A 24,989-nucleotide genomic window follows, 5' to 3' on the forward strand; every position below is an offset into this window, starting at 1 on the left:
TTTTTCATGTTAAAATATGCTATAGAATTGAAACATACAAAACGAAGGTGGCTAGGTGCTTTGTCTGGAGGATCTGACCAAGTAAAGAATATGATATATATTAATGGTAATCGTCGGGGTCATTGTTTTATTACATCAGGAATTACGTTTAAAGAGTTTGCAAGTAACATCCCTTCACCGCTTCATCAAGTATTGCTTTTGAAGCATAACTTTGAATGGACAGATTTTCATTATCATACTTTATTTGAATATGTTGAGGAAGAAAATATACATAAGTTAATTCAAGCAGAGATTGATGAATTTGATGAATTTTGTTGGGTAGATTTTGATGATGCAAGCGATTTAGATGAATTAGAGCCAAAAGAAATTGCAGAGCTTTTATATTTGGCTCACAAAAAAGAACCACTTGCTAGAACATTCTTTCCGCTATTGAAAAATAGATTTGTTTATTTTTCACATGATGACGGGTGGTACAACAAAGTGTACTATCGTAGAATTGCTGATTTTGTAGGAATGTTAAGTAAAGTCATTCCTTATAAACTCGGTGCTTTCGGTAAGAAACGTTTTTCTTTCTTCCAAAAATCAAAAATTTTCCCAGCAATTTCGAAAGAAGTGATCATGGGGCTTCTTCCATTAATGGAAGATGGTCTTTATATTGATCTGGCAGGGAAAATTGAGTCAAGAAGAGGTCTTGAAATTCCGGTATATGTAGTTGGTTCGTATGAAAGTACGGATGAGGTGCTAGATAATATTGATGAATTGAAAGAAGAAGCAACAGAGACAGGTTGGCTCATTTTTGATAAGAAAGAACAAGAGTGGCAATGGGTTGTGGACTAAGAAAACTTGGCGCATGAAGTCAAGTTTTCTTGTCATTTGAAAGGAGATCAAATGCAGAAATATTATACAATTGTGGGTATTGTAAGTATTATTCTCGTGGCAATATTACTTATTACTTGTCCGAAAGAATCCGATTTCAAATTGTATCTAGAAGATAAGTATACATTGAAATGTGATGAGAGTAGCTTTGAATGCACGCAAAATGTAGATGGAAAAAAAGAGAAACTACAGTTTGAAGGTATTGATACACGAAATGGTGTTTTCTTTATGACTGTAAAGCAAACATTTAAAACAGAAGCTGGTGTTACGAAAGAATATAGCGGGGTAGGAATGTTTGGTACATTTCTTTTTGTTTCAGAAAAGACTTTCTAGTAATAGAAGGTCTTTTTTTTATGCTTATGTTCATATAGATGGAGTAAGACAAGCATAGGAGGGATATTGATGAAAAAAGAATGTATTGTTTGTGGTGGAGAAGAGTTTTTCTCCTCAACGTTATATGCACGTACGAAACAAGATTGGGCATATGCACCTAACATGTATCGATTTGAAAAAGTGTTTATTGAGCATCGAGATGAAGAAAATTATCCAGTCTTTCAAGAAATTACAGCAAAGCATTGTTGTGGATGCGGTCATATTATGTTGTATCATGAATGAACACACCAAGTATAACTTGGTGTGTTTTTTTTAAAACGCTGACAGAGCAAGCGGATAAAGTAAAGTAAATAAAACAGAAAAACTACCAAAGCCAATTGCTGTATACCCGAGTGTTCTCGCTCCGAAATTGACAGCTAATAAGCCAATTAAAATCGCAAGTGAGCCGAGTGTAACAGGATAAAAAGCGATGGAGAATAACGAAAGAAATAAAGCGACATAGCCAACCATTGCACCGGTATTTGTACCTTCTATTTCATTTGCAATTTCTTTCCGCTTATGTCTAATTGGAATGCCAGCTGGTGATATTTCAGCTGCATACTCTTCTTGTTTTTCACCACTTTTAAAATGATGATTTCTCTTTCTTCGCATGTACATCCCTCTCTTTCAATTGGGTGTACCTATAGTATCTTTCAGAAAGAGAAGAACATGAGTATGAGTTAAACCCAAGTAAAGCAAAAATTGGAGAATAGAGATTCTAACTTTAGCTTGTACATCTCCTTATGAAGATAAACAGGAATTTTGGAAAATGATGTAGAATGAAATGAATGATAATACGTGAAGGTAGGGGAATGTATGACGAAATTTAATTGGCACGAATCAGCAGAGAAGAAATGGGATAGTAGTGCAGAGTTTTGGAATCAAAATAGTCAAGAAATGTGGGACAGTGGTAGCAGGAGCACAATTATTCCATTTTTTGAGCAGTACGTGGAAAAAGAAGCTCAAGTACTCGATGTTGGTTGTGGTGATGGATATGGTACATATAAATTAAGTGGCTCGGGTTATAAGGCAGTCGGAGTAGATTTATCGGAAGTAATGATTCAAAAAGGTAAAGAACGCGGAGAAGGCCCAAATTTATCTTTTGTGAAAGGGGATCTTTCTTCCTTACCTTTTGAAAATGAACAATTTGAAGCGATTATGGCGATTAACTCATTAGAATGGACCGAGAATCCATTACTAGCATTGAATGAAATAAAGCGTGTTTTAAAGAAAGAGGGTTATGCATGTATTGCGATTTTAGGACCGACAGCAAAGCCTCGAGAGAACAGTTATCCTCGTTTATACGGCAAAGACGTTGTTTGTAATACGATGATGCCTTGGGAATTTGAACAATTAGCGAAAGAACAAGGTTTTGAAGTTGTAGATGGCATCGGTGTGTATAAGCGCGGAGTAAATGAGAAGATGTTAGATCAACTACCTACAGAGTTACAACAATCATTAACATTCTTATGGGTATTTATGTTAAAAAACGTATAAAGAAAAGAAAGAATTTTTAGGAGGTAAATAAGTGCAGAAAATACAAAAAACTGATACAATATCATCAGAACCAATTAAAGGGGGACTAGGGTATATGACAACTACTACAACAGTTAAATCTGATATTGAAATCGCACAAGAAGCAAGTATGAAAAAAATTCAAGAAATTGCAGCTGATTTAAATATTTTAGAAGATGAATTAGAGCCATACGGGCATTATAAAGGTAAGTTATCTCTTGATATTTTTAAGCGCTTACAAGATGAGAAAGACGGTAAAGTTGTTTTAGTAACAGCAATTAACCCAACTCCAGCTGGAGAAGGTAAATCAACAGTAACAGTTGGTTTAGGTCAAGCTTTTAATAAAATTGGTAAGAAAACAGTAATTGCACTTCGCGAACCATCTCTTGGACCAACGATGGGACTAAAGGGCGGAGCAGCAGGTGGCGGTTTTTCACAAGTCGTACCAATGGAAGATATTAACCTTCACTTTACTGGAGATATTCATGCGATTACAACTGCCAATAACGCGTTAGCGGCGTTTATTGATAATCATATCCAACAAGGAAACACACTTGGAATTGATACGCGTAAAATCGTTTGGAAACGCTGTGTTGACTTAAATGATCGTGCCCTTCGTAACGTAGTAATTGGTCTTGGTGGACCAGTTCAAGGTGTACCACGTGAAGACGGTTTTGATATTACAGTAGCATCTGAAATTATGGCCGTATTCTGCCTTGCAACAGATATTCAAGATTTAAAAGCACGTCTATCTCGCATCGTAGTTGCTTATAACTTTGCAAATCAACCTGTAACGGTTAAAGATTTAGGTGTAGAAGGTGCGTTAACATTATTATTAAAAGACGCATTAAAACCGAACTTAGTACAAACGTTAGAAAATACACCAGCTATCATTCATGGCGGACCATTTGCGAATATCGCTCACGGTTGTAACAGTGTTATCGCTACTACAATGGCAGCAAAATTAGGTGATTATGTTATTACAGAAGCTGGATTCGGCGCAGATTTAGGTGCAGAGAAGTTTTTAGATATTAAAGCTCGTGCAGCTGGCATTAAACCAGAAGCAGTTGTTATTGTTGCGACTATTCGTGCGCTTAAAATGCATGGCGGCGTAGCAAAAGATCAATTAAAAGAAGAAAATGTAGATGCATTAGCAAAAGGTATGGAAAATTTACAGAAGCATGTTGAAACAATTCAAAGCTTCGGTGTGCCTTTCGTAATTGCAATTAATAAATTCATTACAGATACAGATGCAGAAGTTGCTTACTTACAAGAGTGGTGTAATGAGCGTGGCTATGCAGTATCCTTAACAGAAGTTTGGGAGAAAGGTGGCCAAGGCGGAGTTGACCTTGCTGAGAAAGTATTAAAAGAAATCGAAAAAGGTGAAAACAACTACGCACCACTTTATGAATTAGAATTGCCATTAGAAGAAAAAATTCGTACAATTGCTCAAAAAGTATACGGCGCAAAAGATATTGAATTTGCTCCGAAAGCACGTAAGCAATTGGCTCAATATGAAGGAGAAGGTTGGAGCAACCTACCAGTTTGTATGGCGAAAACACAATACTCTCTTTCTGACGATGCAGCGAAATTAGGGCGTCCATCTGACTTCATCGTAACAATTCGTGAACTAAAACCATCTATCGGTGCAGGGTTTATCGTTGCGTTAACAGGAACAATGTTAACAATGCCAGGTCTTCCAAAACAACCAGCAGCACTACAAATGGATGTAAATGAAGATGGAAAAGCAGTAGGTTTATTCTAAAAGGTTGTAATTCATCTCGTTTATCTGTAAACTATATATACATCAAGTGGCGCCTTTCCATCGAAAGGCGCCTGTTTTTTGGAGGAAATTATGTTTGATCCAACTGCTTTTGACAATTTAAAAGTAATCGTAGAAGGTGCTGTTTATGATTTTGATTTACACGGAGACATTCTTGTAACAGATCGAAAAGATATGATGGACCTTGCTTCATTAAGTCGTATATATCATATTTCATTTCAATTAACAGAACCATTCGAACCGTTAGTAGAAGCTACATTTTCACTATCTGTGGATGCAAAGAACTTGTCTGGTGAAATATTAGAAGTACCACAGTTTACACCAGGTTGTGAAATGAAGTTAGCATTTTCATTCCCGATAGAAAAGCCAGAGGTAGTGTGCGAAAAAATTGAAACTTTCATGCATTCTATATGGGGAAAAGAAAGAATGATTATGCAGAAACTTTCATACGAATATAATAAGCAAGCGATTTCATATCATAATAAGGTAGAGGTTCTATTTCAAAAAGCGATTACAGAAGACCATGTTGATGATTTAATAGCTGTTATTTCACACATGATAGAAACGGTGCGAACAATACAACATTTTCTTCAAAAATAGAGATAAAGGAGAAAAACAAATGATAAAAGATATGCAACCATTTTTACAACAAGCTTGGGAGAAGGCTGGTTTTAAAGAATTAACTGAAATTCAAAAACAAGCGATTCCAACTATTTTAGAAGGACAAGACGTTATAGCTGAATCTCCAACTGGAACAGGAAAAACATTGGCGTACTTATTACCCCTTTTACATAAAATTAATCCTGAAGTAAAACAGCCACAAGTTGTTGTTTTAGCGCCAACACGTGAACTTGTAATGCAAATTCATGAAGAGGTTCAAAAGTTTACAGCAGGAACTGAAATTTCAGGGGCATCTTTAATTGGTGGTGCAGATATTAAGCGCCAAGTTGAAAAATTAAAGAAACACCCAAGAGTAATTGTCGGTTCACCAGGACGTATTTTAGAATTAATTCGTATGAAAAAACTAAAAATGCATGAAGTGAAAACAATTGTATTTGATGAGTTCGATCAAATTGTAAAACAAAAAATGATGGGTGCTGTACAAGATGTAATTAAATCAACGATGCGCGACCGTCAATTAGTATTCTTCTCAGCGACAATGACAAAAGCAGCAGAAGATGCAGCACGTGATTTAGCAGTGGAACCACAATTAACACGTGTAACACGTGAAGAGTCAAAAAGCTTAGTTGAGCACACATATATCATTTGTGAGCGACGCGAAAAAAATGATTATGTAAGAAGAATTGTGCATATGGGTGATGTAAAAGCAGTTGCTTTCTTAAACGATCCATTCCGTTTAGATGAAATTACTCAGAAATTGAAATTCCGCAAAATGAAAGCAGCAGCCCTTCATGCAGAAGCAAGTAAACAAGAGCGTGAAGCAACGATGCGTGCATTCCGCGGAGGGAAATTAGAAATCCTACTTGCTACTGATATTGCAGCACGTGGAATCGATATTGACGATTTAACACATGTAATTCACTTAGAATTACCAGACACAGTAGACCAATACATTCACCGCTCAGGACGTACTGGACGTATGGGTAAAGAAGGAACTGTCGTATCTCTTGTAACACCACAAGAAGAGCGCAAATTACTGCAATTTGCGAAAAAACTAGGCATCGTATTTACGAAGCAAGAAATGTTCAAAGGATCATTTGTAGAAACGAAACCGAAAGCACCAAAGAAAAAGAAACCAGCATTTACTGGGAAGAAAAAGCCTAGATAAATGATGGAGAAGGCGTAACTATTTGTAGTTACGTCTTTTTTGTTTGTAAACAAGTGATAATGGGAATTGTATTAGTGTTTTTAATGTGCCTATCATATATATGCTTCTACTGGGAGTATCGAAAAAAGGGTAGTTTATTTATTTGGTTTATACGAGGAAATAATATAAAAAAGTCGAATATTAAACTGACACGAAATAATAAAAAGAAGGTACACATATGGATAGGAAATTAGGAATGTTTTTGAATACAAAATATATTGAAGTAAACGAAGGAATACAAAAAGCAAGGGAATGGGATTTAGAATATATTCAATTATATGCTATGAATCCGACTTTCAACTTAGCTAACATTTCAAAGGTACAATGGAACACTTTAAAAGAAAACTTATCTTTTAATGAGATTCAAGTCCCGTCATTAGCAATTAGCTTCGGAGAAAATGGAATAATAGGAACTGAAGCTGAATGTGTAATAGAGAGTTTTAAATATATTACTGATAAAGGGTTAGGGTTAGGAGCTAACGTAGTAACAGCCCATATTGGGAAAATCCCTGATGATGAAAATAGTGAGTACTATGATAAAATGCTACGTGTTTGTAATGAAATAGGGGACTTAGCGTTCAGATTTGGAGGATTCTTCGCCATTGAGACGGGATCTGAAAAAGCAATAGTATTAAAACGATTTTTAGAAACTGCAAACTCGAAAGGACTAGCTGTTAACTTTGACCCAGCAAATTTAATAAGTGATGTAAATGAAAATCCGGGAGAAGGTTTATTACTATTAAAAGATTATATAGTACAAACTCATATTAAAGATTGTAAAGAAGTGAAAAGTGATCGTTCAACTAAGTATATAGAAGTCGCAGCAGGGAATGGTGAAGTAGATTTCGATATATTCTTCAAAGTATTAGATAAAATTGGATTCGACGGATATAACATGATTGAAAGAAATGATTATTTTGATGAACTGGATGGGATGAGTCAGTCGATAAATTTTGCAAAGAAGTACATACCAACTCAAAAGGAATAACGATAGTATTTGTAGAAAGCTACATAGAATATAAAAACCATTAGGGGGAAATGTAATGATCCATAAAGTAGGACAAATTATGTTATATGTAAATAATCAAGATGAGGCAGTAAATTTTTGGACGGAGAAGGTAGGGTTTCATGTAGTTGCAGAGGAAGATAATAAGCAAGGAATGAGATGGATTGAAATCGCTCCGAAAAGCGGTGCGGAAACGAGCATTATATTACATAATAAAGAAGTTATTTCGAAAATGAGCCCAGAATTGAATCTTGGTACACCGTCTTTAATGTTCTTCTCAGAAAATCTTGATCAACTATATACAGATTTAACAAATAAAAATGTTACTGTTGGAGAAATGGTAACTATGCCTTCTGGTAAAGTGTTTAACTTTGCTGATAGCGAAGGGAATTATTTTGCGGTTATGGAGAAGAACCAATAATAATATTGCTATGTGAAAATCCCCCTCAAATATATTTGAGGGGGATTAAATTTTTGAAGTGGATTTTTCATTAGAGAGTTGTTTAATAAAAAATACTCCTTTTTCAATAGCTGTCTCAATATAGCCAACAATTTGGTCAAACGTAAATACTTGTAAGTCTTCATGCAAATGTTGCTTTGGATATAACATATCTTCAAAAAGATACTTTCGAAATTCTAAAACGTTTTCTTTAGAAACCTCCTCAATATCCACAATGTGAGCCTCTTGATTGAGAAGAGAGAAAAGCTGTTGTTCTTTATCGTAATGATGAAGCAACTTTGCATTTAACAATTTAAAATCGTTATAGTACATAGGTGCGATGGTTTCGTCATTTTCTATTCTATTTTTTAGCCACGGTAGAAAAAAGCCACTTAGCCAATTATCATCGGCAATGAGGTGGGTGTAATAGCCTAAGAGAAAAGGGGAATCCATTTGAGCTTTATATTTTTGAAAAAAAGAATTGAAATCTATCCTTCTCGTATAGTTTTTCGTTGTGCCAGCGTAAAAATGTGAAGTTCCTTTTTCTTCTGCTGAATGAACCGCATCAGGGGCTACACCTCCAAGTATGAAAGAAGTTTTATCTTGAATACATAGTTTTTCGGCAATACCGTTAGCGATAATAACATGCATAATTCGTGATCCCATGAATGCCACCTCTGTTTCCAGTATTCATTTCAGGAAGAGGACTGAACAGTTAGTATTACTTTCCCTGTACTTTTTCTACTTTCGACCCATTCATGTGCTTTCCCTGCATTTTGAAGTGGAAAAGATTTCGTAGCCTTAATTTGTAAACGTCCGTCACGCAAATAACGGAAAACTTCATTTGCAGTTTCTTGGAGCAGTTCAGGACGCTTTTTTCGTGTGGTTCCAAAGCTAAAACCGAGTATAGAACGGCAACTTGCATGTAAATCTTTCGTTTGAAAGTTACCAATTTCACCGCTAGCATTACCGAAATGAACGAGGCGACCGTAATAAGCAAGGCAGTTTAAACTTCTTTCAGAAACCGTTCCAGAAATAGAGTCTAAAATTACATCAACCCCTTCACCATTTGTCAGTTCATTGACTTTCTCTACAAAATCTTCATCTTGATGACAAATAACATAATCAGCTCCAGCATCTAAAGCAATTTCTTTTTTTGCTTCACTTCCGACAGTGCCTATAACTGTTCCAGCCTCTAATAGTTTAGCAAGTTGAATAGCAGTAGTGCCAATTCCGCCAGCAGCCGCATGAATGAGTACAGATTCACCTTTTTGAATCCTTGCAACATTTGCGAGTAAACTATAGCTTGTAAAAGATACGATCGGACAAGCGGCTGCAGTTTGAAAGTCGACTTCATGGGGTAAAACGAAAGTAAGATTTTCATTTGCAACAACGTATTCTGCGTAAGATCCATTTTGAGGAAAAGCAATGACACGTTGTCCAGGGTGAATATTTTTCACATGAGAACCGACACGTTCTACAATACCAGTGGCATCTATACCTGGAATAAAAGGTAGTGCTTTATTTCCTTTTTTGCCATAACGTGATTTAATATCAGCGAAATTTACACTAGTAGCAACTACGCGAATTAAAACTTGATCTTCTGAAATAGCCGGTATATCAAAATCTGTATATTTCATCACTTCAGGACCACCGAACGACGTTACAACGATAGCTTTCATTATATGTCCTCCTAAATTTGACTATATAAATTATTTTAAATCTTTATCAGAAATTGGAAAATTATATAATAGTTATGTGTGGTTATAAGTGAAGCTTATGAACTCAGTGGATCATTATATTAATTTATATAAAAAACTTTTTCGGAAAAATCGAACGAAATATGAATTACCTGCCAATATATAGTGTAAGACAAAGGAGGGCTGGAATATGAAGGGTGAAATAGATTACGCACATTTAATTCAATTAACTTTATCAGGCAATAAAGAAGCGTATAGCGAATTGTATGATAAAACGATTCAAGAAGTATATAAAACAGCGCATTTCTTAATAGATGATAAAACGGATGTAGATGATGTCGTTCAAGAAATATACATACAGCTATACGAATCGCTTCGTAAGTATGATAGCGAGAAGCCATTTCGCCCTTGGTTAATTGGACTTGCGATTAAACAAATTCATTCTTATAGAAGAAAGAGGTGGATGCGACTACGAATTGTAAAAAAAGCAGAAGAGCAAAGAAAGCCAGTGCAAATTGATTTTTCTAACGATGTTGTAAGTAAAATATCAAACCAAAAACTAATCGAACTCATTCATAAATTACCGTATAAATTGAAACAAGTTATTATTTTAAGATACTTACACGATTATTCACAAGAAGAAGTAGCACAAATATTACATATTCCAATCGGTACAGTGAAGTCTAGAATTCATGCGGCATTAAAGAAACTACGTCAAAAAGAGCAAGTAGAAGAAATCTTTTTAGGAGAGGTAGGGAATGTGAAATGAGTTTAGATTGTAGAGTTAGAGAATCTATACAAGAAGAAGCGAAGGGGATTGTAGCCCCGCCGGAGTTAAAAGAAAAAGTAATCGTTCAAATAAAAATGAAGCGCGGGGGAAGTAAGGTGAAGAAACGTCTTATCGCAGGAGTGCTTGCAGCAGCATTTTTAATCCCTACGACCGGTTTTGCTTATCAATCTATTATGGCAGATGGTATATACGGATCTTTTGAAAACCTAAAAAAACATGCTGGAGCGATGACATTAGAAGCGTATATGCGTTTTAATGCGAAGTTATCAGAAGCGAAAGATGAAATGGGTGCAAAGGAATATGAAGAGTTTACCAAACATCTAAAAAAATTAACAAATGCTAAGCTTGAGTACGGAGATTCGAACGGTAATATTGATTACGATCAATTAACATCAGCTAAAAAAGAAGAAATGAAAAAAATAGAGATGGAGCTTCAGCCATATTTTGATAAATTAAATGGCCATAAATCTAGTAAAGAAGTATTAACTCCTGAAGAATATGAACAATATATGGAAGCATTAATGTCATATCAAACCGTATTAGTAAAAACGAAATCAAGTGGTGGGATAACAGTAGACGAAGTACCTGAGGAATACAAAGAAAGATTTATTAAAGCGGAGCAGTTTATGGAGTATGTAGACGAAAAAGTACGATAAGTAGGAAAGCTCATAGCTTTAGCTTTGAGCTTTCTCTATTGAAACAAGAATATTTAATCATATTTTTTCATAGTTGCAGAATCTTTTTGTATAAAACAATCTAAAAGTGAATAACCAGCTATTAAACTAATTATCGTAACAAAAGTTGTATTCACAAGAATAATATTAGTTAAATAAGGTAGGTATTTGCCAACTGGTGAAAAGAGTAGTGCTGGTGAAAAGGAAATTAATATTGTAGGAACTGTAATCGCAATAAATTTATCCGGTTGAAAGCTCCAGTTTTGTTTACTCGTTTCGCGATTAATAGATTGAAGGAAACGTAATAAAATGCCGACTACAAGAGGAAAGAGTGTATAGTAGAAAAGCCTTGGATAAATGTTAAAGTTTACTTGCGCGTCTGTATCTAAATAAAATTGAATTTTCACTCCTACAAATAATAGTAAGACGATAAATAATGTAAAGCAGAGGTATAGCATCACTTTTTGCATTGCATTCCACCATCCTTTACTAAAAATATATTCAAAAAAAGAAGAGATATACAATAACTACGGTTGTATGTCTCTTCTTTTACTGTTATTTAATAGTGGAGTTTGCGTTTTCTTGTTTCGTGAAATAATCAATAATGCCCATCGCGCTAATTTCTATATCTAGATGTAAAATGTTATAAACGGAATGATTGGATGGGACGTTTAATTTTGTAAGGTGAGAAGTGATGTTATCCATTAATACAGTTTGTAAAGCCTTAGTCGCTTCATCGAAGTCATTATACTGTTCAAAGACCTCTTTACCAGTATGAACGAAAATAGGTAACCAATGTTCCAGCTGGTTATATACTTCTGTAACATTGGATGAAGCGCCGTAATGGCCGAAATAAATAGTGTTTACATTCATACTTTGAATGTGATTTTTAGAAGCAATCATTGCATCTGGCTGAAATTGTGAAGGGGACGTTGACGGTAGATATAACTCTACACCAAGGTCTGCGAGCTCTCTATAGTAAATTCCAATTGTATCGCCAGTGAAAATACCGTTTGTTAATGAATCATGAATGCTAATATGGTGTTTCGCATGTCCTGGCGTATCATAAAACGTAAGGGTGCGGTCTTCTGCAATTTTTAACGTATCACCATTTTGTACAATATGAACACGTTCTTCTTCTATAGGAAGAATTGGATCGAAAAGTTTATCGAAATCTTCTTTGTACACAGCTTTTGCACCTAAAATGAGTTTTGTTGGATCAATCATATGACGAGCACCACGAGAATGCACATATAAAGTAGCATTTGGGCACTTTTCCATCATTAAACCAGCTGCCCCTGCGTGATCTAAATGAACATGTGTAACGATAATGTTTTTTACATCGTTTAAATCAATATGTAATTGTTGTAAGCCGTCTAAAATATACGGAAGAGAAGGGGCTGCACAAGTTTCAATTAAAGTAATATCATCACCTAATAAAACGTACGTACCAGTTCGTTCATTATGTTGTAAATCGAAATCATCAATAAGATATAGGTGAGAAGATAATTGCTCTACTTTTTTCATATTTACCACTCCTTATATACTGCATGTTTCTATTATACGCTAAAAAAGAAAAAAGGCAGAAAACGAACCTCGTCTTCTGCCTTTTTTCTAATGTTGTTATTTCGTTTGTTCTTTATTGATAGACATTACGAACAGTCCAACAAGCCCGCCAACTAATGGAAGCATAATCTCTCCTGCTAAATTAAAGTAGGAGCTTAAGAATAAACCATTCACATCGATTACCCAACCAGTAACATACAATAACATCATATATAGTACGAAATAAAACTCTCGATTTGAAATCGTTTCATGTTGTGCAGTTTTCATAACGAACACCATCCTTTTCTTTTATAATGGAATATCAACTGTCACATTTTGTTCACAATTTAATTGTAAAACTTTCCATCATAAAAGTCTAGTAGTTTGTGTCGAATTTTTGAACAAAAATAAAGCGCTATCATTTCGGTGTGTAAGTATGTAATAAGAGCCGTATATTCACGAATGTAGTATAGTATAAACATAGAATGATAGTGTAGAGAGGGGCAGGAACAATGACAATTTATGATTTTTCAGCTAAAACAATTACAGGTGAAGAAAAATCGTTAAAAGATTACGAAGGAAAAGCACTTCTTATTGTAAATGTAGCTAGCAAGTGTGGTTTTACACCGCAATATAAAGGATTACAAGAAGTATATGATAAATATAAAGACCAAGGATTAGAAATACTCGGTTTCCCTTGTAATCAATTCGGAGGACAAGAACCAGGTACAGAAGCAGATATTACTAGTTTTTGTGAGTTAAACTACGGTGTAAACTTCCCGATGTTTGCTAAGATTGATGTAAAAGGTGACAAGGCTCATCCTCTGTATACATACATGACAGAACAAGCACCAGGTTTACTCGGTATGAAAGCAGTAAAATGGAACTTTACGAAGTTTTTAATTGGAAAAGACGGGAAAGTAGTAGGGCGTTTTGCACCGCAGACGAAGCCAGTGGATTTAGAGGTTGAGATTGAAAAGGTACTTGGAGAATAACTAGGAGTTTCACTTTATTAAAAAACGCCTCAAAGAACAATGCAGTTCTTTGAGGCGTTTTCTTTCAACTCATATTAGCAAGGTTAAATCACTGAATGGGAGTCATTTGATTTAGGCGGAGAAGCTGCTTTTTTCATAAGCACTTCCCATAAGTGTACGGATTTCTTCCATTCGGCTGCGGCCTGGCCCTTTTGATACATAGCGTTCTCATAACTGAAAGTAAGTTGTTGCATATCGGCCGAGTTGTAAAGTATATCGATGTGGAGAGCGTATTCTCGGAATGTTTGACTTTCACCCCGTGGTATGCCGATTCTCGCAAACTGTTTTAAAAGAGCACCGTAAGCTTTTGGATAAACAGTATCATCTTTTCGGTATTTATAGAAATGAATAATAAAAAAAGTAATCCATTTCATTCTAGTAATGAAGAGAATGTATCCCATGAGACTAATCGGTATCGTAGAGAGGAAGACGTACCACCAAGAAAACCTATTTTTAGAATGTGTAATCTTTTTAGTAGAGGTTTCTTCAGTATCTTCTATTAAATTTTTGAGCTTTGCTTCATTGTTCCGCTCTTGCATTTGCGCGTTTTGAGAATTAGTTTCTTCGCTAGTTTGTAAAGTAGGCGCAGGAGTATTATTTGTGAAATTATAGGGATTGGTAAATCCTTTTGTTGGTTCGAATGGAATCCATCCGTATCCCGGGAAATATACTTCGACCCAAGAATGTGCGTTATTGTTCGCAATTTTATAAACATTCTCACCTTCAGCACTAGCACTTGTATTCTCGGGAGTTCCTTCTGTAAATCCTTTTACCCAGCGGGCGGGAATCCCGGCAGAACGAAGTAGTACAATCATAGACGTCGAAAAATTATTACAGTAGCCGCTTTTCGTATCGAAAAGAAATTGATCTACATAATCTTGGTTTTTGGCAGGAAATAAGACATTCGTTGTTTCATATACAAAAGAGTTGTCTGTAAAATACTTTTCAATAGCTAATACTTTATCATACCGGTTGTCTTTATCATTTGTAAGATTGGCAGCCAAGTCTTTTACTCGCTGTGGTAACGATTCGGGAAGTTGTGTGTACTTTGTCATGAAATAAGAACTTGTTTCATGACCTTCATTTGTTTTTACAGCTTTCAAGTTTTCTATGGGAAACTCCGGGATCTCATATGTTACTTTATACGAACTTAAAGTAGTAGAAGAGTCTCCGTGCATCGTATAGATTTTTTCTGAAAATGGGTCAACGTTGTATGATACATCAGAAGAAGCCTCAACTGATACTAATCCTGCTGGATAGGTAAGGTGAGGGGCACTTTTTTGCATGGTGATTGTTGCTTCGGTTGTCTCTGTTTTTGTATTTTGTTCGTACCAGCTCACGACGTCGTTTTTATTTTTAAAAGAAACCCTCTTCGGATTTTCAGAAATTTCCCAGCCTTTTCCTGTATAAAAATCTTTCGTTTCTACTCTCCAATATTGTTTATTTTGCGTTTGTGCTGTAAAAACAATTGTATTATCTGCCTTAAAGGGACCACCTAATTGCGAGTCATCTAAACCATACCCAACTGTAGAAACTTCTTTTTCTTTACTTGTTTCGGATGTGTTGAATTTTAAAAAATCCATTGGGTTTGGCCATTGAGGACCAAATTTTGGAGCAAAGTATGCGATGGTTGCTGACAATACAATAAATAGTGTAAGAGGTTTAAGTAATTTTGAGATTTCTCTAGCATAATTTTGTAAGTGTTCCATCTCTTTTATTCGTTCTATTTGAAGAAGACTAAGCATAAAAAAGCCGATGACAACAGTACGAATGATAGCGTAGTTTGCATTGTATAAATGTAAGTTATGAAAAGTTACGATATAAATAATAGTTAATACAAGAAATAACAACCCACGTTTTTTATGAATCATCCAAAAAGAGGTGAAAGAACTCAAAAACCAAAATGATAGAAAAAATAAAACTGTTGGAAAAACTGGTGAAATATCTAGTAAATTCCCCTGAAAAAACAGGGAGGAATTTCGAGACATATCAGAAAAAAATGTTGATAGCCAAGATGGATTTATAAAAGCTTTTTTATAATATAAGGAATGAATGATGAATAAAATCGTGATGATTTTTATTGGGATCTGCCACCTTGTTTGAAAAAAAGAGAGAGCGAAGCAAAGTCCTATAAATAGTACAAAAACATCTAATCTGCCTACGTTTGTAATACCTATAAGGGGTCTTAGCCATTCTAGTAAAAGAAGAAATACACATACATGCATGAAGAATCTGTTCATATCCCATTGGTATTTTGTTTGTAATGTTATCATTTGCTCACCTCAAAAAACACGTTTGTATACCGGTTTTCATAAACCGCTTTTACAAATATTTTTCGTTTTTGTAGAGTTTCTAGTATACTTAGTTCTCGATGTGAGAGTTGGTTCGCTTTTTCTTTCACGACAAACACCATTAATTTTCTATTTTTTGTAGCGGCACAATCAGCCGCCTTTTGAATATCGGGAGAAAGATCGCTTGTCACGAGTATAATCGTTACTGGTTCATAAATTTTTCTTAATTCTATTTCTACACTTTGAGAGAGCGGGAATACACTGTCTGCTTGTACTTTCGCTAAATGACAAAAGATTTGTTGCAACTGAGCATCTCCATTGTCTAAAGGGAAAATAGTTCGTTCTTTTCCGACAGACACGAATGACGCTGGTGAATTTTGCTTCAAAGCAGCCCTCACAATAGAGGCAGTAAACGTTACGACTGATTCGAATAGGGGGGACTCAGTTCTGTCCATGAATATCATGATATTATGGCTGCGCTGTTGTTCAAACTCTTTCGTCATAATATTGTTTGTTCGTGCAGTTGCTTTCCAATCAATCCATGAAAAGCGGTCACCAGGTTTATATTCTCTGACACCGACAGAGATTGTAGAGTCTTTTGCTAAATTTATATTTGCTGAAAGGGTTCCTTGTTCGAAATGATTTTCCAATTGTCGATACGTTATATCTATATACTGGGGATAGACTAAAAATATATCTGGAACTGAAAAAGTTACTTCTTTCTCTATCATACCGAATAGATCGCCAGTTTTGACACGTACGCTTGAAAAAGTGTGTTCTCCTCTAGGGATTGTATCAATAACATACTGAAACGAAATGTTTCGTTTCAATCCTGGAAAGAGTATTACCTTATTCGTCTTTGTTTGTCTACAACTTGTAAATTGTGAAGGCAGTTCATCTTCTATAACTAAATAAAGTATGGGAAAAGGAAATTTTCTTTTTATTGTAATCGTGCTTAAAAATGGTTCTCCTGCTACATACTCGTTTTTGTTTGTTATTCGTTTTACTTCAGCGTCCCGTAAAGCGTAGAAGGGGAGTAGCAGTGAGTAAAGACCAATAGGAATCGTACTGTAAAACAAAAACCAACTTACAAACCCTCCTTGAAGCATGGCGTACACAAATGTTAAGACTAGGAATAAAGGGATTAGTAATAACTTGGTAACGTGATAGAGTACTCGTAGTAGCCTTTTCATCAGGGGTTCATCGTCCTTTGATTCGGCACGGCAGTTCGTGCAACGATTTTTGCAATAACTTGTTCTCCTGTTATTCCTTCAAATTTTGCTTCCATTTTTAGAATGAGTCTGTGAGCTAAAACGTAAGGAGCTAAAAATTTAACATCGTCTGGAATAACATAATTTCTGCCATGGATGAATGCATAAGCCTGTGAAGCTTTCATTAAAGCAATTGAACCGCGTGGACTTGCACCTAGCTGTATAGAACTATAAGAACGAGTCTGATTAACAAGCTTTACAATGTAATGTTTGATCCCTTTGTCCATGCTTACTTCCCGTACGCTTTGTTGTAAATAAAGTAATTCTTCAATTGTAGTAATAGCTTGTAAATGGGAGAGTGGACTTGTTTTTTCCATCCGGTTTAAAATTTCAAATTCTTCTTCTGGTGTAGGGTATCCCATTTTTAGCTTCAACAAGAAACGATCAAGCTGAGCTTCTGGTAAAGGGTATGTTCCCTCATATTCGACCGGATTTTGTGTAGCCATTACAAAGAACGGTTTTGGTAGCGGTCTTGTAGTACCATCTATTGTGATATTGCCTTCTTCCATACTTTCAAGTAAGGCGGATTGTGTCTTTGGAGATGTACGATTAATTTCATCAGCAAGTACAAAATTCCCCATAATTGGTCCAGGCTTGAACTCAAATTGGAGCTCTTTTGGATTATAAATAGAAACACCTGTTACATCTGACGGTAGTAAATCAGGTGTGAATTGAATTCGCTTGTAATCAGCATCAATTGATTTAGAAAGAGCACGTACTAGCATCGTTTTCCCGACACCAGGAACATCTTCTAATAGTACATGACCTTCAGCTAAGAGCGCAGTCAAAGCTAAAATCGTTTCTTTTCTTTTTCCGACCATTAATTTTTCAATATTGTTGATTATTTTTTCTACAGTGGGATGTAATGAGTCAAACTGGGGCATCGTAATCCTCCTAATTTTATTATCATTTTCTAATCTATTTAGTGGAAAATAGAATGCATCCTTCTATTTACGAGTAGTCAAACTCCTATCTTAAATTCTGAGAATATTCAGATTATTTACTCCGATTACATCTAGTATAATTGTTTCCATAACTAAGGGCAATACAGTAAATAATGATTTCTAGTTTTATGTGAAATATGTTTTGATATAGACTAGTATTGTCGGTAAAACATAGAGGAGGGGAAGGAAGGAGTGACTTCGATGAGCAAAATAAATAGCGTAGGGAACCCTACGCGTAAAGTTGGAAACATATATCATACGCCTTGTGATTAAAATTTATATGAGTAATAAATAAAGTCGACTTCATTAAGAGACCAGCTATTTAAAATCCTTTATCTTTCTTATATTCTTTTCGTTTATCTAACCAAATATGAATTAATTCTACCAATTCCATTGTTTCAATCTCACAATATTCTCCTTTACCATCTTCGGCTAAATTGTCTAACACAGTAGTTGAATCGTTCCGAATTTCTAAACCGCAAATATTGCCATTTACTACTACATAATTTTTTTCTCCGTTTAAAACACTATGTATTTCTTCTAAAATCCAATCTCCAAAGGCTGAAACTTCAATTCCTAAAAAAGTTTCAACAAGTTTAATTTCTTGAGGAAGTCTCATAACTAAATCTCTACTGTTAAGTACTTCAAAACTATATGGATATTTCATGACTATTTTACTCCTTTATTTCTGGCTTTAGGGACTCTATTTACTTCTCCATTAATCTCATAAGCTCTATTAAGGTAAGAAGTTCTTATATTATCATCACTCTTGTCCTACTTGAATTATAGTAAAAGTAGATTATTATTAAACTTATCTATCCAATATTTATTTGATGTAGGTATGAATTCAGTGAAATCTTCATATGTACCAATCCAATCTTTTGGTACATAGTTTTCGTATGATGCCGGTTCTGGAAACATTGAATATAGTATTTTATTATCAAAGTTAATTAATAAGACTGGACTAAAATCTAATAGATCTTCTCCTGCATTTTTCCTTTTAATATTTTCAAGTAGTAAATAATTTAATTCCTCTTTAGTTGTTTTATATTGATTAATCCTTAGTAAAAATACTTCTACATTTTCATTATTTAATACTTGTATTCCATTTCTTTCTTCCGTTTCCTCATTATCTTCAATGCTTACACCTAAATTTTTATATGCATGATCTAATTTATCATAATCTAAAAACCATAGTTCTTTATCTGTTACATACCATCTAAACTCATTTGTATATATGATACCTACTATAATGTTTTCTGCATAAAGCGGTTCTAATATCATAATAGCCTCCTTTTAATATTATCTTATAATCTTGCCATTCTTGGCGTATTCTTCTCTTCATTCGATCCAAGGTGCTGGCAACTCATAAGAATTTACTGGCGTTTTTTGGTTCAACTATACTCAGGACAGTTCCCCTTGGTTTAGTGAGTTTGATTTAAAGTATTGCATTTTCATTTTTAAATACATTTAACGAATTAGGTATATCAAATACAACTAATTCTAAATTAATACCTCTATTATATAAGAAATATTTTGCGTGCTCATCGTTATCTGTATTTCATCTTAAACTTTGGTAGAAGAGAAGAAGGAATTTAACAGTCAGTGAAGGATGTGAACCCCCACAATGATTTGATTTTCACATTTTCATATTTTCTCAAGAATTTTTGACAATCTCTTGAACTGTGCGAAATGTCACATCTGTATTTTACAGCCTCTCTTATAGTAAGGGTATGAAAGAGAGACGTATTAAAGGAGTGAACATGATGAAGAAGAAACCTTCAGCACTAATGAGACGTTTAAAATATTTTTCACCAATAGATCGTTATAACGATAACCATACACAAGAAACGTATGAAGATCGTGAATGGGAGAATGTGTACAGAAAGCGTTGGCAGCATGATAAAGTAATTCGTTCTACACATGGTGTGAACTGTACTGGTTCATGTAGCTGGAATATATATGTGAAAGATGGAATTGTAACTTGGGAAGGGCAGGAGCTGAACTATCCGACTACAGGTCCGGATATGCCTGATTTTGAACCACGAGGATGTCCACGTGGAGCGAGTTTTTCATGGTACATTTATAGTCCGCTTCGTGTGAAATATCCCTATGTACGTGGTGTTCTTTGGAATATGTGGCAAGAGGAACTACAAAATAATGAGTCACCATTAGATGCTTGGAAAAGCATTGTGGAAAACCCTGAAAAAGCACGTAAGTATAAGCAGGCGCGTGGTAAAGGGGGATTCATTCGTGCGAATTGGGATGAAGTATTACAACTCGTTTCTGCTTCATTACTTTATACAGTAATGAAATACGGTCCAGACCGAAATGTTGGTTTTTCACCAATTCCAGCTATGTCGATGTTAAGTCATGCAGCTGGTAGTCGCTTTATGCAACTTATGGGTGGACCGATGCTTAGTTTTTATGATTGGTACGCAGATTTACCACCAGCTTCGCCGCAAATTTGGGGCGATCAAACAGATGTACCAGAAAGTAGTGATTGGTATAACTCTGGTTACATTATGACGTGGGGTTCAAATGTACCGATGACGAGAACGCCAGATGCTCACTTTTTAGCAGAGGTTCGATATAAAGGAACGAAAGTCGTTTCTGTCAGTCCTGACTTCGCTGAATCTACAAAGTTTGCGGATGAATGGATTAGTGTGAAACAAGGTACAGATGGTGCACTTGCGATGGCAATGGGGCACGTAATCTTACAAGAATTTTACGTAGATAATCAAGTGGAATATTTCACAAAGTATGCGAAGCAATATACTGATTTTCCTTTCTTCGTCACATTGAAACAAAAAGGAGATCAATTCGTTGCGGATCGATTTTTAAATGCTTCTGATATCGGACGCGAAACGAAGTTAGGAGAATGGAAGCCTGTTCTTTGGAACGAGAACACGAATGATTTTGCAACACCTCACGGCACAATGGGATCACGTTGGGATAACGAAAAGAAATGGAACTTACGTTTAGAAGATGAACAAACAGGTGAAAAGATTGATCCACGTCTTTCTTTACTTGGAATGGAAGATGCTGTTGGAACAGTACAAATTCCGTATTTCTCTGATGATGGAAATACAATATTAGAACGTACAATTCCAGTGAAAAAAGTTATGACAGAAGAAGGCGAAGTGTTCGTTACAACTGTATACGACTTAACATTAGCAAATTACGGCGTGAACCGAGGGCTCGGGGGACAAGAACCGAAAGATTTCAATGATGACGTACCGTTTACACCTGCCTGGCAAGAGAAAATGACGGGAGTGAAGCGAGAGCTTATTATTCAAATTGCTCGTGAGTTCGCACAAAATGCTGTTGATACAAATGGTCGTTCGATGATTATTGTCGGAGCCGGTATTAACCACTGGTTTAACTCTGATACGATTTATCGCGCAGTATTAAATCTTGTACTTCTCGTTGGAGCACAAGGTGTAAACGGCGGCGGTTGGGCACATTATGTTGGTCAAGAAAAATTACGACCAGCAGAAGGCTGGCAAACAATCGCGATGGCAAAAGATTGGCAAGGGCCACCAAAATTACAAAACGGTACATCTTTCTTCTATTTCGTAACAGATCAATGGCGCTATGAAGATACACCTGTCGGGCATTTAGCATCACCGATTGAGGGCAACTCTCGTTATCAACATCACGGTGATTACAATGTATTGGCGGCACGACTTGGCTGGTTGCCTTCATATCCAACATTCGAGAAAAATGGAATTGAATTATATAAAGAGGCTGTTGCTTCTGGTGCAACAACGCAAGAAGAAATCGGAAAATACGTTGCACAAAAATTAAAAGAAAAAGAACTGAAATTTGCGATTGAAGATCCTGATAATAAAAACAACTTCCCACGCAACTTATTCGTATGGCGTGCAAATTTAATTTCAAGTTCCGGTAAAGGTCACGAATATTTTTTAAAATATTTATTAGGTACAACAAACGGATTAATGAATGATGATAGTGATTCATTACGACCAGAAGAAATTAAGTGGCATGAAGAAGCACCAGAAGGGAAGTTAGATTTACTCATTAATTTAGATTTCCGTATGGCTGGAACAGCGCTTTATTCTGATATCGTCTTACCTGCTTCAACTTGGTATGAAAAGCACGATTTAAGTAGTACAGATATGCATCCATTTGTGCATCCATTTAATCCAGCAATCGGTTCACCGTGGGAAGCACGCTCTGACTGGGATATTTTCACCGCTCTTTCTAAGGCTGTGTCAGATTTAGCGAAGAAAATCGATCTTGAGCCAATGAAAGAAGTCGTTGCAACACCACTTCTTCACGATACACCGCAAGAATTAGCACAACCACTTGGCAAGATTAAAGATTGGAGCAAAGGCGAGTGTGAACCAATCCCAGGTAAAACGATGCCACAAATTCATGTTGTCGAAAGGGATTATAAAACGATTTATGACAAAATGACTGCGCTAGGACCAAATACCGGAAAGCAACCGATTGGTACGAAAGGGATTTCTTGGTCTGCAGAAAAAGAATATGAGCAATTAAAGAGTCGATTAGGAGTTGTACGAACGGATTCTATTGCGAAAGGGTGCCCAGATATAAAAGAAGCAATTAATGCTGCTGAGGCGGTATTAACACTTTCTTCTACAACTAACGGTCATATGGCTGTAAAAGCATGGGAAGCACTTGAAAAACAAACAGATTTAAAACTACGTGATTTAGCAGAAGAACGTGAAGAAGAATGCTTCACATTTGAACAAATTACCGCACAGCCGAAAACGGTAATTACTTCTCCTGCTTTTACGGGTTCTGAAAAAGGTGGACGCCGTTACTCACCATTTACAACAAATGTTGAACGTCTTATCCCTTGGAGAACGATAACTGGTCGACAATCTTTCTACTTAGATCATGACATGATGAAAGAATTTGGTGAAACGATGGCAACATTTAAACCAATTCTGCAACATAAACCGTTTCGTAAATCACGGCCCGAAGTAGAAGGGAAAGAGATTACACTAAACTATTTAACACCGCATAATAAGTGGTCGATTCATAGTATGTATTTCGATTCATTACCGATGTTAACGCTGTTTAGAGGTGGTCCAACTGTTTGGATGAATAAAGAGGACGCTGCAGAAGCTGGCGTTGCAGATAATGATTGGATCGAGTGCTTTAACCGTAACGGTGTTGTTGTAGCACGTGCTGTTGTAACGCACCGTATACCGAGAGGAATGGCATTTATGCACCATGCGCAAGATCGTCACATTAACGTACCTGGTACGAAATTAACAAGTAACCGCGGGGGAACGCATAATAGTCCAACTCGAATTCACGTGAAACCGACACATATGATTGGTGGGTATGGTCAATTAAGTTATGGATTTAACTATTATGGTCCAACTGGGAACCAGCGCGACTTAAACGTTGTAATTCGCAAACTGAAGGAGGTAGATTGGCTTGAAGATTAAAGCGCAAGTCGGAATGGTAATGAACCTAGATAAATGCATCGGCTGCCATACTTGTAGCGTAACATGCAAAAACACCTGGACAAATCGTCCAGGTGCTGAATATATGTACTTCAATAACGTAGAAACGAAACCTGGTATCGGTTATCCGAAGCAATGGGAAGATCAGGAGAAATATAAAGGCGGCTGGGAATTGAAAAATGGTGAAATTCAGCTGAAATCCGGTTCGAAAATGAAGCGTCTTATGAATATTTTCCACAATCCAGATCAACCAACAATTGATGATTACTTTGAACCTTGGAACTATGATTATGAAACGTTAACAAATAGTCCGCAGCGTAAGCATCAGCCAGTTGCTCGTCCGAAATCAGCAATTACAGGCGAATTTATCGACAAAATTGAATGGGGTCCAAACTGGGAAGATGATTTAGCTGGTGGACATATAACAGGATTACAAGATCCGAATGTAAAGAAAATGGAAGAAGAAATTAAAACGGATTTTGAAAATGTCTTTATGATGTATTTACCACGCATATGCGAACATTGTATGAATCCATCTTGTGTATCTTCTTGTCCATCTGGTGCGATGTATAAACGTGAAGAAGATGGGATTGTTCTTGTAGATCAAAATGCATGTCGTGCATGGAGATTCTGCGTATCTTCTTGTCCATATAAAAAAGTGTATTTTAACTGGCAAACGAATAAAGCTGAAAAATGCACAATGTGTTTCCCACGTATTGAAGCTGGTATGCCAACAATTTGTTCAGAAACATGTGTAGGACGTATCAGATATATTGGGGTAATGCTATATGACGCTGACAAAGTAAAAGAAGCAGCTTCTGCTGAAGATGAAAAAGATTTATATGAATCTCAGCTTACTGTTTTCCTAGATCCAAATGATCCAGAAGTAGCGGCTGAAGCGAAAAAACAAGGCATTCCTGAAGAATGGATTAAAGCGGCACAACAATCACCAATCTATAAAATGATTATCGATTGGAAAATTGCTCTGCCTCTTCATCCAGAGTATCGTACAATGCCAATGGTTTGGTATATCCCGCCGCTTAGCCCAATTATGAACATGGTGGAGGGGAAAGGTAGTAACTGGCAAGCGGAAGAGATTTTCCCTGCTATCGATAATATGCGTATTCCAATTCAATATTTAGCGAATTTACTCACTGCAGGAGATGAATCACACATTCGTCTTACATTGAAAAAAATGGCTGTCATGCGAACACATATGAGAGCACTGCAAATTAATAAAGAACCAAATGAAGCAGTATTAAAAGAAATTGGTTTAACGAAACAGGATGTAGAAGATATGTATCGTCTTCTTGCTATCGCAAAATATAAAGATCGCTTCGTTATCCCGACGTCTCACCGCGAACAAGTTGCAGATTTATATAACGAACAAGGAAGCTGTGGCCTTTCCTTCACAGGTGGTCCAGGCTCTTGTATGACGATTTCTTAAATAAAG

General features: G+C 36.0%; 25 protein-coding genes. 14 read left to right on the forward strand and 11 right to left on the reverse strand.

Going from position 1 to position 24,989, the window contains the following annotated elements; all coding sequences use genetic code 11:
• The first annotated feature begins 60 nt into the window (after positions 1-60).
• From COE49_RS10530 to COE49_RS10540, 3 genes are all read left to right on the forward strand, one after another.
• Positions 61-837, forward strand: coding sequence for an oxalate:formate antiporter (locus COE49_RS10530; RefSeq protein WP_000014091.1), 777 nt, complete (start codon positions 61-63; stop codon positions 835-837).
• Between the two features lie 51 nt (positions 838-888).
• Positions 889-1,209: a hypothetical protein gene (locus COE49_RS10535; protein ID WP_088230453.1), complete on the forward strand. Its 321-nt coding sequence runs from the start codon at positions 889-891 to the stop codon at positions 1,207-1,209.
• A 69-nt stretch (positions 1,210-1,278) separates the two neighbouring features.
• On the forward strand, positions 1,279-1,491 hold the full coding sequence (locus COE49_RS10540; RefSeq protein ID WP_000711202.1) for a hypothetical protein: 213 nt from the start codon (positions 1,279-1,281) through the stop codon (positions 1,489-1,491).
• A 30-nt stretch (positions 1,492-1,521) separates the two neighbouring features.
• Here the strand turns inward: COE49_RS10540 and COE49_RS10545 are convergent, their stop codons facing one another.
• Positions 1,522-1,860 (reverse strand): permease, encoded by a 339-nt coding sequence (locus tag COE49_RS10545; protein WP_088230452.1) that lies wholly within the window; start codon positions 1,858-1,860, stop codon positions 1,522-1,524.
• Positions 1,861-2,064: 204 nt separating this feature from the next.
• Here COE49_RS10545 and COE49_RS10550 point away from each other — a divergent pair, with 204 nt between their 5' ends.
• The 6 genes from COE49_RS10550 to COE49_RS10575 all read left to right on the forward strand — a co-directional run bounded on the left by COE49_RS10550 (position 2,065) and on the right by COE49_RS10575 (position 7,801).
• The gene (locus COE49_RS10550) at positions 2,065-2,745 is read left to right on the forward strand and encodes a class I SAM-dependent methyltransferase (RefSeq protein WP_098252280.1); all 681 of its coding nucleotides are present in this window, start codon (positions 2,065-2,067) and stop codon (positions 2,743-2,745) included.
• Between the two features lie 94 nt (positions 2,746-2,839).
• Positions 2,840-4,528, forward strand: a complete 1,689-nt coding sequence (locus COE49_RS10555; RefSeq protein WP_088230624.1) for a formate--tetrahydrofolate ligase — start codon at positions 2,840-2,842, stop codon at positions 4,526-4,528.
• Positions 4,529-4,618: 90 nt separating this feature from the next.
• A complete protein-coding gene (locus tag COE49_RS10560) occupies positions 4,619-5,146 on the forward strand; it encodes a hypothetical protein (protein WP_141552224.1) in 528 nt (175 codons plus the stop codon).
• Positions 5,147-5,165: 19 nt separating this feature from the next.
• Positions 5,166-6,335, forward strand: a complete 1,170-nt coding sequence (locus COE49_RS10565; protein ID WP_098252282.1) for a DEAD/DEAH box helicase — start codon at positions 5,166-5,168, stop codon at positions 6,333-6,335.
• A 217-nt stretch (positions 6,336-6,552) separates the two neighbouring features.
• Positions 6,553-7,362 (forward strand): sugar phosphate isomerase/epimerase family protein, encoded by an 810-nt coding sequence (locus tag COE49_RS10570; protein ID WP_071740306.1) that lies wholly within the window; start codon positions 6,553-6,555, stop codon positions 7,360-7,362.
• Between the two features lie 55 nt (positions 7,363-7,417).
• Entirely contained in the window at positions 7,418-7,801 is a 384-nt protein-coding gene (locus COE49_RS10575; RefSeq protein WP_000581467.1) for a VOC family protein, read from the forward strand.
• Positions 7,802-7,846: 45 nt separating this feature from the next.
• Here the strand turns inward: COE49_RS10575 and COE49_RS10580 are convergent, their stop codons facing one another.
• Together COE49_RS10580 and COE49_RS10585 are read right to left on the reverse strand one after the other, a co-directional pair.
• Positions 7,847-8,485: a zinc dependent phospholipase C family protein gene (locus COE49_RS10580; protein WP_098356903.1), complete on the reverse strand. Its 639-nt coding sequence runs from the start codon at positions 8,483-8,485 to the stop codon at positions 7,847-7,849.
• A gap of 29 nt (positions 8,486-8,514) precedes the next feature.
• On the reverse strand, positions 8,515-9,501 hold the full coding sequence (locus COE49_RS10585; RefSeq protein ID WP_048656744.1) for a quinone oxidoreductase family protein: 987 nt from the start codon (positions 9,499-9,501) through the stop codon (positions 8,515-8,517).
• 208 nt (positions 9,502-9,709) lie between these two features.
• On the opposite strand from COE49_RS10585, the gene COE49_RS10590 reads away from it, so the two are divergent.
• Both COE49_RS10590 and COE49_RS10595 read left to right on the forward strand, forming a co-directional pair.
• Positions 9,710-10,288, forward strand: coding sequence for a sigma-70 family RNA polymerase sigma factor (locus COE49_RS10590; RefSeq protein WP_098252283.1), 579 nt, complete (start codon positions 9,710-9,712; stop codon positions 10,286-10,288).
• Positions 10,285-10,965, forward strand: coding sequence for a DUF3600 domain-containing protein (locus tag COE49_RS10595; RefSeq protein ID WP_088230443.1), 681 nt, complete (start codon positions 10,285-10,287; stop codon positions 10,963-10,965). Before COE49_RS10590 ends, COE49_RS10595 begins: the two co-directional genes overlap by 4 nt.
• A 53-nt stretch (positions 10,966-11,018) precedes the next feature.
• On the opposite strand, the gene COE49_RS10600 is transcribed toward COE49_RS10595, so the two are convergent.
• The 3 genes from COE49_RS10600 to COE49_RS10610 all read right to left on the reverse strand — a co-directional run bounded on the left by COE49_RS10600 (position 11,019) and on the right by COE49_RS10610 (position 12,816).
• Positions 11,019-11,453: a hypothetical protein gene (locus COE49_RS10600; protein ID WP_141552084.1), complete on the reverse strand. Its 435-nt coding sequence runs from the start codon at positions 11,451-11,453 to the stop codon at positions 11,019-11,021.
• Between the two features lie 85 nt (positions 11,454-11,538).
• Positions 11,539-12,510: an MBL fold metallo-hydrolase gene (locus COE49_RS10605; protein ID WP_088230441.1), complete on the reverse strand. Its 972-nt coding sequence runs from the start codon at positions 12,508-12,510 to the stop codon at positions 11,539-11,541.
• 96 nt (positions 12,511-12,606) lie between these two features.
• Entirely contained in the window at positions 12,607-12,816 is a 210-nt protein-coding gene (locus tag COE49_RS10610) for a DUF3925 domain-containing protein (protein ID WP_088230440.1), read from the reverse strand.
• Positions 12,817-13,040: 224 nt separating this feature from the next.
• Between COE49_RS10610 and bsaA the strand changes: the two genes are divergently transcribed.
• A complete protein-coding gene (gene bsaA, locus COE49_RS10615) occupies positions 13,041-13,523 on the forward strand; it encodes a glutathione peroxidase (RefSeq protein ID WP_088230439.1) in 483 nt (160 codons plus the stop codon).
• Positions 13,524-13,606: 83 nt separating this feature from the next.
• Here bsaA and COE49_RS10620 read toward each other — a convergent pair whose 3' ends face one another.
• From COE49_RS10620 to COE49_RS10640, 5 genes are all read right to left on the reverse strand, one after another.
• Complete coding sequence (locus tag COE49_RS10620) at positions 13,607-15,835, reverse strand: transglutaminase TgpA family protein (RefSeq protein ID WP_098252285.1); 2,229 nt, start codon at positions 15,833-15,835, stop codon at positions 13,607-13,609.
• Positions 15,832-17,046, reverse strand: a complete 1,215-nt coding sequence (locus COE49_RS10625) for a DUF58 domain-containing protein (RefSeq protein ID WP_098252286.1) — start codon at positions 17,044-17,046, stop codon at positions 15,832-15,834. Before COE49_RS10625 ends, COE49_RS10620 begins: the two co-directional genes overlap by 4 nt.
• On the reverse strand, positions 17,046-18,008 hold the full coding sequence (locus COE49_RS10630) for an AAA family ATPase (RefSeq protein ID WP_098252287.1): 963 nt from the start codon (positions 18,006-18,008) through the stop codon (positions 17,046-17,048). Before COE49_RS10630 ends, COE49_RS10625 begins: the two co-directional genes overlap by 1 nt.
• A gap of 382 nt (positions 18,009-18,390) precedes the next feature.
• The gene (locus COE49_RS10635; RefSeq protein WP_098252288.1) at positions 18,391-18,735 is read right to left on the reverse strand and encodes a hypothetical protein; all 345 of its coding nucleotides are present in this window, start codon (positions 18,733-18,735) and stop codon (positions 18,391-18,393) included.
• A 116-nt stretch (positions 18,736-18,851) separates the two neighbouring features.
• Complete coding sequence (locus tag COE49_RS10640) at positions 18,852-19,352, reverse strand: hypothetical protein (RefSeq protein ID WP_098252289.1); 501 nt, start codon at positions 19,350-19,352, stop codon at positions 18,852-18,854.
• Positions 19,353-19,831: 479 nt separating this feature from the next.
• Between COE49_RS10640 and COE49_RS10645 the strand changes: the two genes are divergently transcribed.
• On the forward strand, positions 19,832-23,518 hold the full coding sequence (locus COE49_RS10645) for a nitrate reductase subunit alpha (RefSeq protein WP_170952752.1): 3,687 nt from the start codon (positions 19,832-19,834) through the stop codon (positions 23,516-23,518).
• Positions 23,508-24,983 carry a nitrate reductase subunit beta gene (narH, locus tag COE49_RS10650; RefSeq protein WP_098252291.1) on the forward strand — a complete coding sequence of 492 codons (1,476 nt, stop codon included), beginning with the start codon at positions 23,508-23,510 and terminating at the stop codon, positions 24,981-24,983. The genes COE49_RS10645 and narH overlap by 11 nt, the downstream gene beginning before the upstream one ends.
• Positions 24,984-24,989 lie beyond the last annotated feature (6 nt).

Origin of the sequence: Bacillus sp. AFS029637, from assembly GCF_002584985.1 — a bacterium.
In the GTDB taxonomy this organism is placed as follows: Bacteria; Bacillota; Bacilli; order Bacillales; family Bacillaceae_G; genus Bacillus_A.

Coding starts and splice junctions, on each gene's coding strand:
- COE49_RS10595 (WP_088230443.1), top strand. CDS start 10,285: ATGAGTTTAGATTGTAGAGTTAGAGAATCTATACAAGAAGAAGCGAAG.
- COE49_RS10605 (WP_088230441.1), bottom strand. CDS start 12,510: ATGAAAAAAGTAGAGCAATTATCTTCTCACCTATATCTTATTGATGAT.
- COE49_RS10635 (WP_098252288.1), bottom strand. CDS start 18,735: ATGAAATATCCATATAGTTTTGAAGTACTTAACAGTAGAGATTTAGTT.
- COE49_RS10565 (WP_098252282.1), top strand. CDS start 5,166: ATGATAAAAGATATGCAACCATTTTTACAACAAGCTTGGGAGAAGGCT.
- COE49_RS10570 (WP_071740306.1), top strand. CDS start 6,553: ATGGATAGGAAATTAGGAATGTTTTTGAATACAAAATATATTGAAGTA.
- COE49_RS10610 (WP_088230440.1), bottom strand. CDS start 12,816: ATGAAAACTGCACAACATGAAACGATTTCAAATCGAGAGTTTTATTTC.
- COE49_RS10575 (WP_000581467.1), top strand. CDS start 7,418: ATGATCCATAAAGTAGGACAAATTATGTTATATGTAAATAATCAAGAT.
- COE49_RS10630 (WP_098252287.1), bottom strand. CDS start 18,008: ATGCCCCAGTTTGACTCATTACATCCCACTGTAGAAAAAATAATCAAC.
- COE49_RS10625 (WP_098252286.1), bottom strand. CDS start 17,046: ATGAAAAGGCTACTACGAGTACTCTATCACGTTACCAAGTTATTACTA.
- COE49_RS10640 (WP_098252289.1), bottom strand. CDS start 19,352: ATGATATTAGAACCGCTTTATGCAGAAAACATTATAGTAGGTATCATA.
- bsaA (WP_088230439.1), top strand. CDS start 13,041: ATGACAATTTATGATTTTTCAGCTAAAACAATTACAGGTGAAGAAAAA.
- COE49_RS10600 (WP_141552084.1), bottom strand. CDS start 11,453: ATGCAAAAAGTGATGCTATACCTCTGCTTTACATTATTTATCGTCTTA.
- COE49_RS10550 (WP_098252280.1), top strand. CDS start 2,065: ATGACGAAATTTAATTGGCACGAATCAGCAGAGAAGAAATGGGATAGT.
- COE49_RS10560 (WP_141552224.1), top strand. CDS start 4,619: ATGTTTGATCCAACTGCTTTTGACAATTTAAAAGTAATCGTAGAAGGT.
- COE49_RS10585 (WP_048656744.1), bottom strand. CDS start 9,501: ATGAAAGCTATCGTTGTAACGTCGTTCGGTGGTCCTGAAGTGATGAAA.
- COE49_RS10580 (WP_098356903.1), bottom strand. CDS start 8,485: ATGGGATCACGAATTATGCATGTTATTATCGCTAACGGTATTGCCGAA.
- COE49_RS10620 (WP_098252285.1), bottom strand. CDS start 15,835: ATGATAACATTACAAACAAAATACCAATGGGATATGAACAGATTCTTC.
- COE49_RS10545 (WP_088230452.1), bottom strand. CDS start 1,860: ATGCGAAGAAAGAGAAATCATCATTTTAAAAGTGGTGAAAAACAAGAA.
- COE49_RS10535 (WP_088230453.1), top strand. CDS start 889: ATGCAGAAATATTATACAATTGTGGGTATTGTAAGTATTATTCTCGTG.
- COE49_RS10555 (WP_088230624.1), top strand. CDS start 2,840: ATGACAACTACTACAACAGTTAAATCTGATATTGAAATCGCACAAGAA.
- COE49_RS10645 (WP_170952752.1), top strand. CDS start 19,832: ATGATGAAGAAGAAACCTTCAGCACTAATGAGACGTTTAAAATATTTT.
- COE49_RS10590 (WP_098252283.1), top strand. CDS start 9,710: ATGAAGGGTGAAATAGATTACGCACATTTAATTCAATTAACTTTATCA.
- COE49_RS10540 (WP_000711202.1), top strand. CDS start 1,279: ATGAAAAAAGAATGTATTGTTTGTGGTGGAGAAGAGTTTTTCTCCTCA.